Genomic DNA, 19,979 nt, shown 5'->3' on the forward strand with positions numbered 1-19,979 from the left:
TGGGCAGAAGGTCTTTTTTTTGATTACACATAGCTAACTAATGAACGATTAATACCATAATTTATTAACTGTGTTAAGTGTTCGTTCAGTACATTCTATTAAACTGAAGATGGAAATCTATAACAAGGTGTTTAGCGATTATCTTTCAATATAATGACAGAGAGGAATGACGAGATGAGAGAGTTTAACAAAAGTATTGCAATGTTATTGATTATTGTATTAGTAGTAGCATCCTTTCCTTTAACAGTTAGTGCAAACAACGTTCCAGTAATGAAAGAAGGATGGGGGGATTGGAAGCAAATTGGTTCGGTTACGGACAATGTATACGGTAACGTAATTGTTTCTGATCCAACTGAAAACATTGTTCGCATATTTAATAGTGATGAAACGGTGAGCCAGATTATTGGAGTACCGGGCACTTCAGGAAATAGTAATCATGAACTTAACGCTCCTAAAGCGCTAGCTATTCATCCCAATGGAAATTTATATGTAGGTGACTACAGAAACAACCGAATTCAAGTTTTCCAGAGAGATGAAGGAACAGGTTTATTCGGATACTTTGAAACACTAGACCTCGGATATATACCGATGTCGATTGTAATTGACTCCGATGGAAATCTCATTGTTGCGGACACTATCACTAACAACAAAATTGAAATTTATTATGTGGATGGTACAACACAATCCTTAGTTACAAATGGATCACTCACTGATCTATCGATAGATTCTAATGGGAATTTATACGGGGTAGATCTATATGGTTATGTAGTAGTGAAATTTGATAAATTAACCCCAACAGAATATAGTACGACAGAGGTTGTTGTAGCAGGGGTTAGAGGTACATCGGGAAGTGATGAGCTGCATTTTAATATGCCAAGTCAACTTACTATTGATAGTAATGACAATATATATGTTTTGGACACAGGGAATAAAAGAGTTCAAGTATTGAATAGTACGGGCGGGCTTACTGCGACATTAGATCTACAAAACATAGCACATTGGGAAACGGATATTTTTATATCAAAAGAAGGGATGTTTTGGTTAGGAAACAATTATCCTGCTCATGTTGGTGTATTTGCCTATAATCCAGCAGATAGTCTTAATTATGCTAAGAGACTAGGAGAAAAGGCTCTTGCTCCGCTATTAAGTGATGTAGCGGCTTCTCGCGGAGACACGGATTGGACGACACGGATTTCTGGTACTGCAGCAGAAGGAAATCATCTAGCTATTAAAGTATCGAATTCCAGTACAGCTACGCCTTATATTGGTGAATATGTACCTGAAGGTACAATTAATCCCTATTTGAGCACTGATATATCCGCGGACTCCAATTTTAATAAGTATGTAGCTGTATACGAACTTAATGAAAATAACAACATAATCAAATTTGCTCAAATCGAGCTGACTGATGATGATGTTAAGCAGCCAAAGCCTTTCGCAGATCCACTTTACTATCAATCGGTCAACAAAGGTAGCGAGCTATTTACAACACAAATTAGTTTGAATCCAGTTACAGATGTTGGAAATCGGATCGTTGCTGTCGTTTCAAATCAATTAATTGATACACCTTATATTGGCGATAGTGCTCCAAGTGGAGCAAATGTCATCGATCCATATGAGGGGACAGATATATCTGGTGTTGATCCTGTTACGAACAAGTTTATTGCCCTTTATGAAGTAGATACAAAAGGGAATGTTATTAAATTCGCATCAATCACATTAGACTACGACCATATTAAATCACCGTATCCGACTGACTTAGATTTTGAAGGACTCTCAGAATTTGTAGCTCCAGGAAAAGTTGTACCACCGTTTAAAGTGTTATTTGTAGATGATGATGACAATATTGAAACTAGTCGTAACTCTTTTGACGAAAAAGATATTGTAACTATTTCAGTTGATAGTGAAGATGAAGAGAACATTCCACTAACGTATACTTCTTCTCTCATTGTAAATGGTGTAGCTACGATTAGCGGATTAACTTTCCCAACAAACTGGAAAGGTGAAACAGACCTTGATTTTGAAGCAGGGTCTGGAATTCCAGATCGTACTTTACATGAAGATAAAAGGATAGTTGTAGGGGATATCTCATTAGGTGGTGATGGCAGTCCACTAGCGATAAACCTTTCTGATGAAGGAGATATAAGTGCTTATTTGTTGCAAGGCAATGGGTACGTGCGACAATATTATGGTCATGACGCGTGGGGTACTAATCTATTTCTTACGAATCAGTTAGGAGAAACTAAACGGTATACTTCTCCGTTTTATTCCAATGAATCTGAAGGAACTCTAGCTTTAGGCATAGGTAACATTACGAAGCAGAGTGACAATAGTATAGAAATAGTGTGGCTATTGGAAGACGGAAGTTTGCAATTAAAGCAGTCGATTACGTACAATTCAGGCGACTATTTCTACGAGAAGAAATGGTCGTTAGAAAATGTATCAGCAGACCATGCATACTCAAATGTAAAGATTATTCATGGTGGGGATTCTTACTTCTATGGGGAAGATAACGCCCGTGCTTATTGGAATGAACAATTAAACATGATCTTTTTACGCAATGAGTTTATGGATAAATCGGGTGTTATGAGCTTTTATGGCAGCAAATCCAGCCCTGCTGATCAGTACTATGGAGGGAAATTCGACGATGGTAATAAGGAAGCTTCTGAAGGTAACTTAACAAATCGTTTGAATCATAGCGGTGAAGGTGGAGAGGAAGAAGAGTTTGTAGATGCAGGCTATCAATTGCAATGGAATCGCAGCTCCCTTACATCTGGACAGAAGTGGGATGTTATTTCTTACGAACGCTGGACTGGAGCTGGATTAACTCAAATTTTAGCACCTGAGAATCAATCTGCTCCATTGAATAAAGAGGTTACTTATCGGTTTGCAGTATTGAATTTATTCAAGAATGACCAGACTGTAGACGGAACTAACTTCGACCTAACTGCGGTGTCTGAACATGGATGGCCAGTAGAAATTGTGGGTGGAAACAGTGTTGTAATTAAGTCAGGGAATACCACATTTGTAGATGTAAAAACGACTGTACCAGGGGATACGTTCCACAAATCAGATAAGCTTACATTTACAGCAAAGGCACAAATAGAGGGTAGCACAGCAGCTACGGAGCTTGTTACGACGAAAGTAACCAATCCGTTAGAACCGAAACCAGATCCAGAACCAACACCAGAGCCAACAACTCCAACGTCAACAATAGAAGAAATTACAGTTGAAATTGAGACAGGCGATGCAGGACTTGGCAATACGATATCCAAAACGAAGGTCGTTCGCGAAACTGCTGCAAATGGAACGCAAAAGGATAAGGTGACATTATCTAGAGAAGCTTCAGAAGAGGCGGTAAAAAAAGCAAATGAGCAAGGACTTGATACGGTACGTATCGTCATTCCAGATGCAAAAGATAACGTCGTTGAAGTGAAGGTTGATATCCCTCTTTCAGCGCTTAAATCACTGCAAACTGGACAACATCATTTGGAGCTGTTCACTGAAAATATGAGAATTTTAGTACCTGCTTCATCGTTAAGCAGCTTTGATAAGGACATGTATTTCCGTATCGTCCCAATAAAAGAGGAGCCTCAAAAGAAGGAAGTAGTAGAGCGTGCTAAACAGGAACAAATCGTAAAAGAAATGGCTCAAGGCATGAAGATCAACGTTCTCGGCCGACCAATGATCGTGGAGACGAATATGGAGAACCGTCCTGTCGTTCTTTATCTCCCGCTGAAAAATGTACTTCCTTCGGACGAGAAGGAGCGTCAAGAGATACTTGATAACCTCGTTATCTATATCGAGCATGATGATGGTACGAAGGAGCTTGTAACGGGCAAATTGGTCAATTACAGAAACGGAGAACAAGGAATCGAGTTCCACACAAATAAATTTAGTACGTTCACTATGCTGTATGTTGAAGGCTTGAAGGAACGCCAAAATAAACCGGAAGATGAGCATAAGGCATACATTAAAGGTTATGCGGGTCAATTATTTAAGCCAGAAAAACATATCGACCGCAGTGAAGTAGCAGCTATTTTAGATAGAGTAATGGATAAGGAAGCTACACAAACGGCAAAAACGTATACAGACCTGTCACCATCACATTGGGCAAAAGAAAACATTGATCAGGTTACAAAGATGGGGTTAATGAGCGGTTACCAAACAGAAACGTTCCAACCAGAAAAGGCCATTACACGTGGTGAAATGGCAACCATTGTGAGCCGGCTAATTGAGAAGCAAACTGGGGATAAAGGCGCAGAAGGAAGCGGAGCTGTACCTAAGCAAAATTTCTCGGATATAGATGGACACTGGGCAAAGGAAGCAATCGAAAAGGCTCATGGAGCGGGAATAATAACTGGTTATACTGATCATACGTTCCGTCCAGATCATCTGTTGACACGTGCAGAAGCAGTGACGATTATAAATAAGTTGCTTGGCAGAGGACCTCTGTCAGGTGGTAGCTTAAATCAGTGGAATGATGTGACTGAGTCTCATTGGGCACTTGGTCATATTCAAGAAGCTTCCATAGATCACAACTATGAAAAAAAGGTGAGCGGTGGCGAGCAATTGAAATGAAGAAATTGACTTAATATTTATAGGGATCATTCTATAAATGATTTAAAAAGAGAAACCCGGCCACAATGGCCGGGTTTTTTTATAAGTCTCACTGAATACGGTTACAAAGATAGTCCAACACTTAAACCGCTAGTTGGCTGTCCCATCCATATATAAATGAACATAAGGCCAAACAGTAAAACGCAGAAAAGTAGAAGAAGCAATGAATGGCGAAGAATTGGAAAGCGCTTTAATTTATGCAAAAATGGATGTTTGTCCCGTCCGCCAACTAAAAAAATGATAAGCAGCGTGTGAACGACTAAATGCCCGATAATCTCTGTCCAACCAAATAGGACAGTTGTAGTCAGAAATAGACCTGTTAGCAATAGCGCAGTAAATCGGTTTAATAGTCCTACAATAAATGCCCATGCTAAACCTAGTTCAATAAAAGCACTAATAAGAACAAATTCTTCTACTGTGAATCCCATTGGTGTGATGCTATATTCGTGCATGAGAGAACATGCAAGTTTGGCAAGCGTAAGCTTCTCCATAGCTAACCACGCTAGTGACAAACCTGTAAAGCTGTATAGGACAGCTAATGCGGTATGGTGAAAGCGAGTTGCGGCAACAAATAAATAATAGATTACTCCTAGGTAAAATATATAGTCGAGGGAATGGAATAGTCCGTACGTAATAGATGCTATCATAAAAAGTGTTAACAGTGCTGCACCACTTATGACTAATGTTCTTTTGTGATAAAGCCCAATAATGGCAATAATAAGAAGTACATAGACACCCCAGTGCTGGGTAACTAAATCAGGTGCAAGATATGTTCCTGTAATAAGCTGAAGCAATAACGCCAGCCCTAGGCCAACACGTAAAACTATAAATTGATAGGGTTCTAGTTTTTTTAGAAAACAATGTAATCGTTCTACAAATGGTATTCGCATAAAAGCGGTGTCAAATATAGATGCTAAAAGAATTATGACTAATGTAAAAGCGAACCAAAATAGAAAGGTGGGCGTGACAACAGTTGAAAACCCTTGCGGAGTCCAATCTGTATCACGAACAAACCATTTAACATGTAAGTAAGGTCCCATAACAATGTTCAGAAAAGTATACAATATATTTCCCTCCTTTAATGGCTCAATCTCAACACCAGTCCTATTAATAGTCATTAGTGATAGCAATTTCCGAACTTATGGCTAACGAACCTAGTAACTCTTATTTGACCAATTTCTTGAATATAAGCACAATGCGATTCGTTAGCTGGTCAGCATGCTAATCACAATATATTCCGATATATAATTTGGATTAGATATAAATAACAAATCTAATAAATGTATGCGAAATTTAATTAAATTAATGTAAATAACTATTTTACAAATGATATGCAGAAATACTATCAACTACAGACGGAGAAACACTAAATGTGATGACTCTGGATTTTTGACGACCTCTTATATAATGCTCGAAACTATACAAAAAATGACTGAAACGATCAAAAAATCAAATTTTCCCCCTTTTTACAGGATAATCTCCCTTACTTTAAAGCGTTAATCCATCTACTATATGAATGAGGTCCAATCATTGAAAAGTGTAAATTTTAATAGATTAGTGATAATGGACTAATAATTATTCCGTTCTTTGATAACTAAATAGTATGAATGAGCACCCTCTTTACCCGTTTTTATGACAAAATGCAAGGAAAGCAATCACCCCCTTAGTTGTTGACAGCTAGATTTGCACTCACATCAAGCTGTACCAGTCTTCCACCTACAAGATTCATACTCTCAAAGATTTAATCTCTCGCAATTATCTCTCACATACAGATTTTCAACTCTCTCAACTACTCAGATGACCCTAACTCACTAGAAATTATGAACATTAAAAGTGAATATATCTCTTTTAATATTCCAATTTATTGTAAATAGTTAACTATTAAAGAAGGAAGTGCTAATTTTTTATTAAGATTTATTTGATCCTAAAAAACCACTATTCCATAAGGAGCGTGTCATTATGTTCAGAGAAATCCACAAGTCCAAGATTCACCGTGCAGTTGTAACGGAAGCAAATTTAAATTATGTAGGTAGCATCACGATAGCTGAAGACATACTTGAGGCTTCGAATATTCTAGAGAACGAAAAAGTACAAGTTGTAAATATTAATAATGGAGCAAGGCTTGAAACGTATGCGATTACGGGCCCGAGAGGCTCTGGAGTCATTTGTTTGAATGGTGCGGCAGCAAGATTAGTACAACCTGGTGATCGAGTTATCATTATCTCCTATGCAATGATGGATGAGAATGAGGCTAAAGGTTATAAGCCGAATGTCGTAATTATGGATGAAAATAATCGTATCGTAACAGATACGTATCAAGAGCTGCACTCTACGACGGTTTAATTTAACGACGGAAAGTAGGGGAGCTATATGAATTCGATTCAAAATCTCTCAGGCGTATTATCCGCACGTTTGGCAAGTAAAGCCGGAATAACGTTCTGCGAAGCGGGCAAAGAACGGTTCATGTCGTATGGTCAATTGCTCCAAAAGGCACAAATGGTGCTGGGTCAATTTCAAAATAAAGGTTTGGGTATTGGGGATTATGCCATATTGCAGACAGAAGATAACGAACGGTTCTTAGTTCTATTCTGGGCATGTGTACTCGGCGGAATTATTCCGGTACCTTTAACAGCCGGTCGCACAGATGAAGGTAGGAAAAAGTTACTCCAAGTAAAGCGACAACTTGGGGATCCTTACTTGCTCTGTGAAGCGGAAATATTGGAATCAATCGTTGCTTATTGTGAGAAGAATGGCGAGCAAGCCGCGGCTAATGAGCTCACGCAAAGGTTGTTACCTATAAGTGAGCTGATGTTGGATGAAACGGAAAATGGCCACTTGGGTAGCATCTATGAAGCTGATGCTGATGATGTTGCATTTATCCAATTTACTTCCGGCTCTACTGGTGATCCAAAGGGCGTCGTATTAACTCATGGCAATTTGCTCTCGAATATGAAAGCGATTATTGCAGGGGCAGGTTCTACAGAAGCAGACTCATCATTAAGTTGGCTACCACTTACGCATGATATGGGTTTAATCGGATTTCACCTTACACCACTGTTAGGTGGATTAAACCAGTGGCAGATGCCGACTTCAATGTTTGTGCTCCACCCTATGAAGTGGATGGAGATAACGAATCGTCATCGCATCACATGTCTGTCTTCACCGAATTTTGGTTATGTTCACTTTCTCCAGCACTTTAAGGCTGAGGCAGCTTTGGATTGGGATTTATCATCTGTTCGTTTAATTTTCAACGGTGCTGAGCCGATATCTGCTTTACATTGTCGCGAATTTATCGAGCATATGAAGCCTTATGGGCTACGGGAACAATGTATTTTCCCGGTTTATGGACTTGCAGAAGCAAGTTTGGCTGTTACTTTCCCACATGTGGAGGAACGTCTACATTCATTGGTTTTGAACAGGAAAGGTATCCAAATCGGAGATTCGATACAAACGGTTTCAGTGGACCACTCGGATGGTGTAGAAATCGTAGAGCTTGGGTTTCCTGTAGCAGAATGTCAACTGCGTATTTGCAACGAATCGGGAGAAGAAGTAGCTGACGGTATCGTTGGTGTGCTTCACATTCGGGGTAGTAATGTGACACGTGGATATTTTAATCGTCCAGATGTGAATAGCGTATTGATATCTCCGGAAGGTTGGCTGAATACCGGTGATCTTGGATTTATACAAGAAGGTCGATTATATGTGACCGGCCGTATGAAGGACGTTATTTTCGCTAACGGACAGAACGTTTATCCGCATGATCTAGAATCATTAATTAGTGAAATAAAGGGCGCAGAAATTGGCAAAACGGCAGTCTGTGCTGTACAGGATGAAGTTACTAAGCAGGACGAAATAGCAGTGTTTGTACAATACCGTGGCAAATTGAACGGTTTTATGTCGATTAGAAACAATGTCCAAGGTCTACTTAATCGTAAAACGGGCCTTCATGTGAGTCTGATTGTACCCGTTCGGCGAATTCCTAAGACAACATCAGGCAAGATTCAACGTTATGCTCTTGTCGAAAGTATGCGAGAAGGCGAATTTACTTCGGTACTAGCCGAATTAGAGTTGTTGATTGCTTCTGAAGTGGTTCCGGTCGTGAATGACCGATTGGTCTCTATAGAATTGGGCACAGAAATTGAGCGTAAACTGTTATTGATTTGGCAAGAAGTGCTGAAGAGAGAGCAGATCGGAATAGATGACCATTTTTTAGAATTAGGTGGAAATTCGTTGCAAGCTGCGCATGTGGCTACTCGGCTCGAAGATTGTTTTGGGGTAGAGATTACGCTTAGTGAGTTGTTCCGTTATACGACGATTCGAACTCTCGCAGCTTTTATTGATCAAGTGTCTAAAGAGAATGGATCCAAGTTTACAGGAAGTGAATTAATCGACAAGTTGCCCTATATGGAGCACTACGCAGCATCTGCAGCCCAGAAGCGATTGTTTATTTTAGAAGAAATGAATCCAGGACTTTTAGGCTATCATCTGCCACACTCTATTGGGGTGCAAGGTTCGCTCGACAGGGTGAAATTTGAGAACGCTTGGCGGAATCTTGTTAAACGTCATGCTGCTCTAAGAACTTCCTTTGTTATGGGAGTGGATGGTGTTCAGCAAAGGATAGCAGAACAAGTAACTTTGCCTCTTTCCTACACTGACGGAACTGAGTGGTCAGAGGATGATTTAGGGAACCGAATGCGGAAGTTTCTGCAGCCGTTCCAAATGGAGAAAGCTCCACTCTTTCGAGTGGAGCTAGTTTCACTCGGGCGGGAGCGTCAGCTAATTTGGTTCGATATGCATCACCTAATAACCGATGGCACCTCGATGGGGCTACTCATTGGTGACTTTATAGCTCTATATGATGAACAAGAGCTACCAGCGATACCGCTACAATACGTTGATATTGTTGCTTGGGAACAAGGAGCTTTGCAAGCGGATCGATTGGGTCGACAACGTTCGTATTGGCGAGAGAAATTTCAAGATGGGGCTCCTATAGTGAACATGCCATCGAATTATTCCAGACCACTTAATGCTAGTTATAGAGGGGCGACGGAACGATTTACGTTGGACAATGAACTCGTTTCGGAGCTTAAGTTGGTAGCGGCACGCACAGGCGGCACGTTATACACTGTATTGTTAACGATCTATTATGCGTTAATTTCCAAGTATACAGGCAATGAAGATGTTGTAGTAGGTACTGCTGTTGCACGTAGAACACGTGCAGAGATGCAACATGTTGTCGGACTATTTGTCAATATGGTCCCGTTAAGACTTAAAGGAAATAATGAGTTGTCTTTGGCAGATTGGATGAGGGACTTTAGTAGTAGCATAATGGAGTCACTCAGCAATCAAGATGTTCCGTATGAAGAAATTGTAGAACTTGCTGGGGTGAAGCGGGAGCAAGGACGAAACCCTTTATTCGATACTGTTTTTACTTTGCAGAATATGGAGCTTCCTGATTTTAAAGCGTCGGATGTTACATTTCGCACCTCTATGATTGATACAGAGTCTGCAAAATTTGATATGACATGGGAATGCGTTGAATCCAAGGATGGCATCGTTATCTCTGTTGAATATGCTCTTGATTTATACAGTTCTTCGACAATACGTCAGCTTGCTCGTCATTATATGTCTTTAGCTAAAGGAGTCATTCGTCATTCTGATAAATCATTAGCTGAACTCGTCATGCTCGATAAAGCTGAACATGAATTACTCAAGGAGCTTGGTACTGCTTCTCGAACGGATTACCCAAGAGATTTAACACTTAGTGAACTATTCGAGCGACAAGTAACTCGCGTTCCACATTTGCCTGCTATCGTAATGGATGACAAAGTGATGACTTATATAGAGTTGAATCAAGAAGCGGATAGGCTTGCATATTTGCTTCTTCGTTGTGGTGTTCAACCTGGATCACGTGTCGCACTTGTACTACCACGTTCGATAGAAATTCCTGTCGCAATATTAGCAGTATTAAAGACCGGCTCTGCCTATGTACCCATTTCACCACAATATCCTGCTGAACGTATCCACTTTATGCTGCAAGATAGCGCTTGTACTGTCTTATTAGCATGTACTTCAACAGTAGAGATGTGCCATGAGCTTGTAGGCAGTATGTCACTATCGACCCAAGTGATTGATATTGATGCAAAGCCAGAGGAAGCAAACATATCGGATCGCCTTAGCGAACTACCGCAAGGATCGGCTACAGACCCCGCATATATCATGTATACATCCGGCTCCACAGGGCAGCCCAAAGGGATAGTGACGACACATCGCAATGTAACGAGGGTGACGGTTGATACCGACTATATCCGTCTTACCGAAGAGGATGCGCTACTTCAACTGTCCAACTATGCGTTCGATGGCTCAACTTTTGATCTGTTTGGTACGCTCTTGAATGGTGCGAAGTTAGTTATACCAGGCGAAGTTGACGTACTAGATGTAAACAGATTGATCGGGTTAATTGCAAAAGAAAATGTTACCGTTTTCTTCGTTACAACGGCACTGTTTAATACAATCGTTGACCATGGACTACAGGAATTATCCGCTGTCCGACATATCTTGTTTGGCGGTGAGCGCGCATCTGTTCCGCATGTACGAAGAGCATTTCAATCGTTTGGACCAGGTGTGCTGAAACATGTTTACGGTCCTACGGAAACAACCGTATTTGCGACCTGTTATACGATAATGGAGCTTGATCTTGATGCAGCCGTTATTCCAATCGGTAAGCCAATCGGACATTCCCAGGCTATCGTTCTGGATAATAACAACAGACTTCTCCCTGTACTAGTAGAGGGAGAGTTATGTATTGCAGGAGATGGGTTGGCTGCAGGCTACTTGAACTTACCAGAGATGACTGCGGATAAGTTCCTCCCACATCCCTTCTGGGAAGGGGAAACTATTTATAAGACAGGCGATCTAGTACGTTGGTTGCCTGACGGAAACTTAGAATTTCTTGATCGGAAAGATTCACAAGTGAAGTTACGAGGCTTCCGCATCGAACTCGGTGAGATCGAAAGTAAATTGCTCGAATGCGAGGGAGTTAGAGAAGCGGTTGTTGCTTTGAAGGTTCAGGATAATGATCCACTATTATGTGCATACATAGTGGCGGATGGTGAATTGTCAGCAGATAAGCTACGTGGGGAACTAAGTGGCAGACTGCCGTCATTTATGATTCCAGCAACAATTGTAAGGCTTGAGAAGTTGCCTCTTACATCAAATGGAAAGGTAGACAAAAAAGCTTTGCCAGAGCCGGATTTTGCTGCTTATGGTGCTTGGAGGACGGCATCTTATATTGCCCCTGCGTCTGTAACGGAGACCAAAGTGGCAACCATTTGGCAGGAAGTACTTAAGGCAGAAAAGGTTGGCGCTTGCGACAATTTCTTTGAACTCGGAGGACATTCGCTTAAAGCATCAACGCTTGTATCGGAAATATATAAGCAATGTGAAGTTAGAATTCCGATTAGAGAAATTTTTGAACGCCCTACAGTTAGGGAGCAAGCCGAATGGATAGATGGTGCATTAATCGAGGAATACGAGCCAATTTCATCGATTCCTCTAGCTGATTCTTATCCACTAAGCTCTGCTCAACAACGTATTTTCCTAATCGAACAATTTGGAGATGTCGGAATTACCTATCATGTTCCGCTTGCTCTGCAATTGACCAATTCTGTCAGTCGTGAAGATCTAGAGAGAGCTATCCAAACGATCATTAGTGTTCATGAGCCGCTTAGAACATCCTTTCACCTAATTGGTGGTGAAGCACGCCAAGTTGTGCACAATGAGGTTTTGTTTGAGCTAAGGGAAGATGATTGTGATAGTGAAGAGTTAGAAAATTGCTTTGAGCAGTTTGTTAAACCGCTTACACTTTCACAAGCGCCATTGCTCGATGCACGCCTTGTTAGAATTGAATCGAACACAAGTTATTTATTTCTAAACGTGCATCATATTGCAGCAGATGGCATATCAATGGGACTCATGATTGAGCAACTTGTCCATGTGTTGAATGGAGCACAGCTTGAACCAGCACTAATTCAATATAAGGACTATACAGCATGGTCTGCTTCGCAAGTAGGGAATGAGCTAACGCTTAAGAGCGATCAGTATTGGAGCCAGCAATTGTCAACACCAGCTCCGTTACTTGATATGCTCCTTGATTCACCACGCGGAGAACGCCAATCTTTTGTTGGAGAAACGATAACTTTCCCATTGTCGGAACAACTGGCGGTGCGTCTGCAAAAACAGTCGGATGAGATGGGCATTAGTTTGAACAGTTTATTGTTCTCGTCATATGCGCTGTTATTGCAGAAGTATACGAAACAAAACGACATGATCATTGGATCATTGACTGCTGGCAGAACACATCCTGATACAGCTAATATGGTCGGAATGTTCAACAGCTTCTTACCAATTCGTCTAATTTTGAAGGAAGATGCGAGCTTTGAATATTTTGCAAAGGACACTCATAGTAGGTTACTTGCTGCTTATGAACATCAGGACACATCCTTTGACAAAATGCTGGAAGCAGCTGAACTCCCGTTCGATCTCTCAAGAAATGCGCTTTTTGATACGATGCTCATTTTGCATAACCAGTTTGAAGATGACCTAGAAGAAAAGGGCCAAACACTGGGCATGTTGCCTATCCGAATTGGACGAAATAGAACAGCTAAGCTGGATTTCAAACTGGACATCTACATGGGCGGCAAAAAGGAACTCCGTTGTGAGCTTGAATACAATACAAGCCTCTTCCGCAAAACAACGATGGAGCAACTAACAGAACGATGGATATTTCTTTTGGAGCAAGTAGCTTCACAACCTGAGCTTGATTGTTTGTCAATGCAGTTGCTAACGGAGAAGGAGGAAGCGCTCATTCTGAACGAATGGAACGGGACAGAACATTCATATCCGAAGGATAGAACAGTCCACGGTTCGTTCGAGAGGCAAGCATTGAAGACACCGCATCATGTTGCAGTGCGATCAAGTGAAGGAACACTTACTTATGAGCAACTTAATGATCGTGCGAATCAAGTAGCACGACTGCTTCGATCAAAAGGAGTAGGTGCAGATACGATTGTACCTATAACCTCGCAGCGCTCGCTGTCAATGATGATTGGCATCATGGGCATTTTGAAGGCTGGAGGAGCATATTTACCTATCGACCCTGAGTTTCCAGAAGATAGAATTCGTTATATTTTGGACGATTGTGGAGCTAATCTGATATGTACTGAACGGAAATGGCTGGGGAAAATGCCTTTCGCGGGGGAAGTTATCGTCCTTGAAGATTTAGATGAGGGGACTTCTCACGAAACAGGATCAATGCTCGTTCCAATAGCTGGTCCGAACAATTTAGCTTATGTCATCTATACTTCTGGATCAACGGGCAAGCCCAAAGGAGTAATGATCGAGCATGAAGCGGTAATTAACCGTCTGAACTGGATGCAAACGGCATATCCGATCCATGAGCAGGATGTCATCTTGCAGAAGACGCCAATTACATTCGATGTTTCGGTGTGGGAACTGTTCTGGTGGAGCTTTGTTGGTGCAAGCGTATATTTGCTGGAGCCGCGTGGAGAGAAAGAACCGCAATTGATTCAAAAAGTGATGAAGGAGCAGGCGGTAACCGTTATGCACTTCGTTCCATCGATGCTTGGTGTATTCCTTCAATATGCTGCGGAAACAGGAAAAAGAGCGAATGGCGAGCTAGAAAAAGCAAGCATATTCGGCGCTATGCGCTACGTATTTACGAGCGGTGAAGCTCTTAAGCCTGCACATGTAGCTGGTTTTTACCGAATGATCGAAGATGGAGATGCGGATACCAAGCTTATTAATCTGTATGGACCAACCGAAGCAACTGTTGATGTTAGTAGTTATGACTGCGCGACCTATGAGCAAGGCTCTGTACCAATCGGCTCACCCATTCATAACATAAAACTTTATATTGTGGATGAGAAGCACAGACTTCAGCCAATCGGGATGGCAGGAGAGTTATGTATCGCAGGCGTTGGACTTGCGAGAGGGTATTTAAACCGCGATGATCTGACGAATGAAAAGTTTGTACTTGATCCGTTCGTACCAGGTGGACGCATGTATCTGACGGGGGATCGTGCAAGATGGCTGCCTGACGGAAACATCGAATATTTGGGCAGATTTGATCATCAAGTCAAGATCAGAGGATTAAGAATTGAATGTGGAGAGATCGAACACGCATTGTTGCAACTTGAGTCTATTTCCGATGCTGTAGTTGTAGCAGTAAAGGATCGGACTAACGAGGAAACATTGTGTGCGTATATCGCCTCCGAACATCGATTAGATGAACGAGATATAAAAGGTTCCCTAAAGCGCAAATTGCCGGATTATATGGTTCCATCGTTATATGTATTTATGGATGCTCTTCCGCTTAATGCAAGTGGAAAGATCGATCGAGGTAGATTGCCTCAGCCAAGCTTGGCCCAGTCTGCTGGTGGCAGAGAACCTAGTAGTAGGGTTGAACGAATCGTGGCTGAGCTATGGATTGGTGTGCTTGGTGTTTCGCAGATAAGTACAAGCGACCATTTCTTCCAGTTAGGCGGTCATTCTTTGCGAGCGGCACAGCTTGCTGGGCAAGTGGAGCAGCGACTTGGGGTCACTTTTTCTTTAAAAGATGTGTTCGCACATCCTGTATTGGAGGAGATGGCAGCCTTTATAGAAGGAGCCGCAAGTAAAGTGGCTGTTGTCATTCAAAGGGCAGAGAAACAAGCGAACTATCCATTGTCTCTCGCACAAAATAGATTGTTTGTTCTCCATCATATGAATCCTGAAGCAACAACGTATAATCTTCCACTCGCACTAAGAATTAGCGGAGATCTAGATATACTGCGTCTACAAGAGGCATTGCAAGGACTTGTTGACCGTCACGAGCCGCTTAGAACGAGCTTTGAATGGGCTCGTGGATTACCCGTTCAACATGTTCATGAACAAGTATCACTGAAAGCGAGTGTTAGACGAACGGATCGAATCGATGGTGCGGAAGTGCTCGAAGGTTTTGTTATTCCGTTTGATCTAGGGCAGGCACCATTAATACGTGCCTCGCTGATGACCGATGGCATTCAAGATCATATGCTGCTGCTTGATATGCATCATATCGTTTCAGATGGGATATCTATGTCTGTATTGGCAAGCGATTTCATGGCGTTATACCAAGGTGAAGAGTTACGAGAGCTAACGATCCAATATAGAGATGTAGCTGTATGGCAGCAAGAATGGATGATGAGTGAAAGTCGGACTCAGGAAGAGCTGTTCTGGCGAGATATGCTGGGCGGCACATTGCCACTTCTTAACTTACCAACGGACAGACCAAGGCCAGCAGAACAAAGCTTCGAGGGAAATACGCTGACAAAAGTGTTATCTCCTTCATTGCTTAAACGAGTAGAAGCACTTGCGGCTGAGACAGGCATGACGACATATCACATTTTGCTTGCATGCTATAAAGTGTTGCTCTATAAGCTGACTGGTCAAGACGATGTAATCGTGGGCACGCCAATTGGAGGAAGATTTCATCCAGAAACTGAGCCTCTAGTGGGGATGTTCGTTAACACTGTCGCTATTCGGAGCGAGTTGTCAGGCGAGCTAACGTTCCGTCAATTTGCAGAAGAATTGAAGGGGAAAGTGCTCGGAGCTTTGCAGAGTGGAATGCTCCCATTCGAGCATATTGTCACTGTTCTTGACGTAACGCGTGACCTCAGCAGAAACCCGCTCTTTGACACGATGTTTGTTTTGCAAAATATGGAGCTGCCGAAGACAACGATGGATCAGCTTCATTTCGAGACAATGGCGATGGTAAATGCTGTTTCCAAACTAGATTTAACGTTCGAACTCGTTCAACGTGCAGAAGGCATGACGATATCAGTTGAGTATGCCACTGCCCTGTTTGACCAGAGCAGTATTGAGCGCATCGTAAGCGGATATCTTCATATCGTTGAGACAGTAACTAACGAAGCGGATTTGTTACTTAGGGAAGTTAGTCTGCTGACACTTGCCGAGGAAAGAAACCAAGTTGCTACATTCAATGATACGACAGTTGCTTACCCAAGCCAAATGACGATCGAACGTTATTTGGAAGCTCAAGCCGAGTGGATTCCTCATTCTGTTGCGGTTCTACATGAGTCGGGCCAGATGACGTATAGCGAATTGAATGAGAAAAGCAATCGCTTAGCTAGAGTGCTTCGGAAGCGTGGGGCAGGCTGTGAAGCTATTGTCGCGATTATGATGGAACGTTCAGTCGAGATGATTATTGCGATCTATGGTGTGTTGAAAGCAGGAGCGGCATACATGCCAATCTCTCCACAGCTACCGAAGGACCGTATTCGCTATATGATCGAGGATTCAGAAGCATCGATCGTATTGACCAATCATCCAGAACAGTTCTTGTTAGGGTCTAATGTTGAATGGCTCGATGTATCTGAAGCAGTAGCTGGTGAACAAGATGGCACAGAAGTGGACAAGATTCATAACTCACGCAACTTGGCTTATGTGCTGTATACATCTGGATCAACAGGACAACCGAAAGGTGTCATGATTGAGCATCATTCCGTTGTAAATAGATTGATTTGGATGCAAAACAGTTATGCGTTAGATATGAATGATGTCATTTTGCAAAAGACACCATTTACGTTCGATGTATCAGTCTGGGAGCTGTTTTGGTGGAGCTTTGTTGGTGCTAAGGTTAGCTTGCTTCCATTTGGCGGAGAGAAGGACCCGAGTGTTATTACAACTACAATTGCCGAACATTCCGTTACTACGATGCATTTTGTTCCATCGATGTTACATTTGTTCCTCGAACATCCAGGTTTATCAGAGGCTAAGCTGGATAGTTTACGTACCGTATTTACGAGTGGAGAAGCGTTAACTGTAGATCAAGGGAAACGTTTCAAGAGGAAGCTTGGCGAGCCGCTCGGAACTAAGCTGGTCAACTTGTACGGCCCTACTGAAGCAACGGTTGATGTGTCGTACTACCATTGCGATGAACTGGATGCAATGACTAGTGTACCTATTGGCAAACCGATCGACAACATTTCGTTATACATCGTTAACGATGCGATGCGTATACAGCCTGTTGGCGTTGCTGGTGAGTTATGTATCGCTGGTGTTGGCTTAGCAAGAGGATACTTAAAGCGGCCTGATCTGACGGCTGATCGTTTCGTAGCTAATCCGTTTGAAGTCAATAGCCTCATGTACCGTACGGGTGATTTAGCGAGATGGTTGCCTGATGGAAATATCGAATATTTAGGTCGTATCGATCATCAGGTGAAGATCAGAGGTTTCCGCATCGAATGTGGTGAAATCGAGCATGCACTTATTACTCATGAAAGTGTAAAAGAAGCGGTTGTTATAAAGGTCGAAGGAACGATCGCGGAATCTGCGTTTCTATGTGCATATATCGTAGCTACTGAAGCTGTCAACGTCGCACAATTACGTGCACATCTGGCACAATCACTGCCTGAATACATGATTCCTGCTGTCTTTGTGGAACTATCCGAAATGCCGCTATCACCTAATGGGAAGGTAGATCGGAAGGCACTACCTGCACCAAACGATACGCTTGACTCAGGTGTGCAGTATGTAGAAGCTACTGGTGAAACGGAGCGGGCTATCGCCGTTATATGGAAACAGTTGCTAAATAGATCAGAGATCGGCGTTCATCATAACTTTTTCGATGTTGGGGGAGAGTCTTTACTGCTAATTCGTGCTCATCAGCAACTTGAAGAGTTGTACCCAGGAGTATTGAAGGTAACAGATCTATTCAACTACCCTACGATAGCGAAACTAGCGGAATTTATAGATGCAAAGTCAGATTCATCTAAAACGTGGCTGTGGGGCGGCATACCAGCACCTAGTAGTTATTTCCAGAAAGAGTTCAGCTTGCAAAGAACGTGTTCATTCCAGCTTACGTTCGACCGGGATTTGGCAGAAGGCTTAATAGAAATGGCAGCTGCGGAGTCCGTATCAGTCGATACAGTCGCATTGGCATTGTATACCTTATCTTGGAAGCAACAATCTAGTCTATCCCTTATTCAGTTACCGGTCCTGTTGTCTAACGGTAAGGTTTCTCCGCTTGAAGTAGACTTTGGCGTAGTGAAAAACTTTAGTGATTTGCTACATGCTGCGAGGTCGATGTCAGAAGGTAATGACGGCTTGTACGAATGGCAACAAGTAAGGTTAGAACTTGAAGCACAAACAGTGGCTCCGCTCATTGTGGATAGTTCGGGATACAACATGCCTGCTTCCAGTGACCTTTTACAAGTGTTTGATATCGTCCTGACGCTTTCATTGGGGAAAGGAAATGGAGCAAAACAAGATTTTGGTGGATTTGTTGAATTTAATCTTCGTCGATTAGATAGGGAGAAAGTAAAGGAATGGGCACAAAGTTATATTAAGCTGCTTCGGATGGCCGTTCATCAATTTCAAGAAGCGGCAAAGTCTGGTGCAAGCAGTAAATAGGAGGAAAGGTACACATGCAAAAGAGTAGCACCGTAAAAAAAATTATATTTATGTTTGGAAATATCGCAATCTATCTAGGTGTCTTTTATGCCTTTCTTTATTTACTTCGCTCAACCTATAATTACGAGTTTACAGCAGACTTTGCCAAGTTTCTTGATATTAATCCGGCTATGTTCATGGCAGTACTCTTCACGGCTATCTTGTTAGTTTACATGGTAGTGTTCCGAGTGAAGAGAATGTTGTGGCCAGAGCAGAAGCAGACGTTGTTTCAAGCGAGCGGTTTTAGACGGATTGAATTAAGGGATGCTTCACTGATGCTCGCGATGGGCCTTGCAGGTTGTTTATTCAGTATTTGTCTTATCGAGATTAATGTTATCGCAAGGCACTTTCCTTCCATACCGTATCTGGTTGATGATCTCATTCGCGGCGATTCGATCCTTTACGTTATTCTCGGAGCGGGGCTTATTGCCCCGATCTTCGAGGAGATTTTGTTCCGTGGGTTAATTTACGGTCAATTGCGTTCTGTTATGCCGGTGTTCGGAGCGCTTCTTTTACAGACGCTGCTTTATGCGTATTTTCAACCTAGTTTAAGCTTGTCCTTTATTGGCTTTGGTTCGGGCTTGATCTACGCTATTTTGTATATTCGCATTGGAACCATTTGGGCACCTATTATTGTCCAGACGACGGCAATGAGTCTTATTTTTATTTTGAAAGACGCTGGGTTCTATGAAGTTATGGACGGACTCGGAGAGCCAGTACTCTACATCTTAGCTGTACTTAGCTTGTTCTTCCTATTAGGAGCAACGTTTGTTGTATGGCGTAGAGGCACGCCAGAAATAGGTCATGATATTCAACGTAAGCCTAATGCAGAATTGAAGGGGATATAA

5 protein-coding genes are annotated in these 19,979 nt (G+C 42.1%); 4 read left to right on the top strand and 1 reads right to left on the bottom strand.

The genetic code is table 11. The features are described 5' to 3' along the window. Positions 1 to 174 precede the first annotated feature (174 nt). Positions 175 to 4,581 carry an S-layer homology domain-containing protein gene (locus I6N90_RS12325; protein ID WP_197935926.1) on the top strand — a complete coding sequence of 1,469 codons (4,407 nt, stop codon included), beginning with the start codon at positions 175 to 177 and terminating at the stop codon, positions 4,579 to 4,581. 101 nt (positions 4,582 to 4,682) lie between these two features. Here the strand turns inward: I6N90_RS12325 and I6N90_RS12330 are convergent, their stop codons facing one another. After that, entirely contained in the window at positions 4,683 to 5,738 is a 1,056-nt protein-coding gene (locus tag I6N90_RS12330; protein ID WP_232242959.1) for a hypothetical protein, read from the bottom strand. Between the two features lie 841 nt (positions 5,739 to 6,579). On the opposite strand from I6N90_RS12330, the gene panD reads away from it, so the two are divergent. The 3 genes from panD to I6N90_RS12345 are packed head-to-tail and all read left to right on the top strand — an operon-like array spanning position 6,580 to position 19,979. Then, positions 6,580 to 6,963 (top strand): aspartate 1-decarboxylase, encoded by a 384-nt coding sequence (gene panD / locus I6N90_RS12335; protein WP_197935927.1) that lies wholly within the window; start codon positions 6,580 to 6,582, stop codon positions 6,961 to 6,963. Between the two features lie 27 nt (positions 6,964 to 6,990). After that, positions 6,991 to 19,092: a non-ribosomal peptide synthetase gene (locus I6N90_RS12340; RefSeq protein ID WP_197935928.1), complete on the top strand. Its 12,102-nt coding sequence runs from the start codon at positions 6,991 to 6,993 to the stop codon at positions 19,090 to 19,092. 14 nt (positions 19,093 to 19,106) lie between these two features. Next, positions 19,107 to 19,979 (top strand): CPBP family intramembrane glutamic endopeptidase, encoded by an 873-nt coding sequence (locus tag I6N90_RS12345; RefSeq protein WP_197935929.1) that lies wholly within the window; start codon positions 19,107 to 19,109, stop codon positions 19,977 to 19,979.

The organism is Paenibacillus sp. GSMTC-2017, assembly GCF_016019935.1.
GTDB lineage: Bacteria > Bacillota > Bacilli > Paenibacillales > Paenibacillaceae > Pristimantibacillus.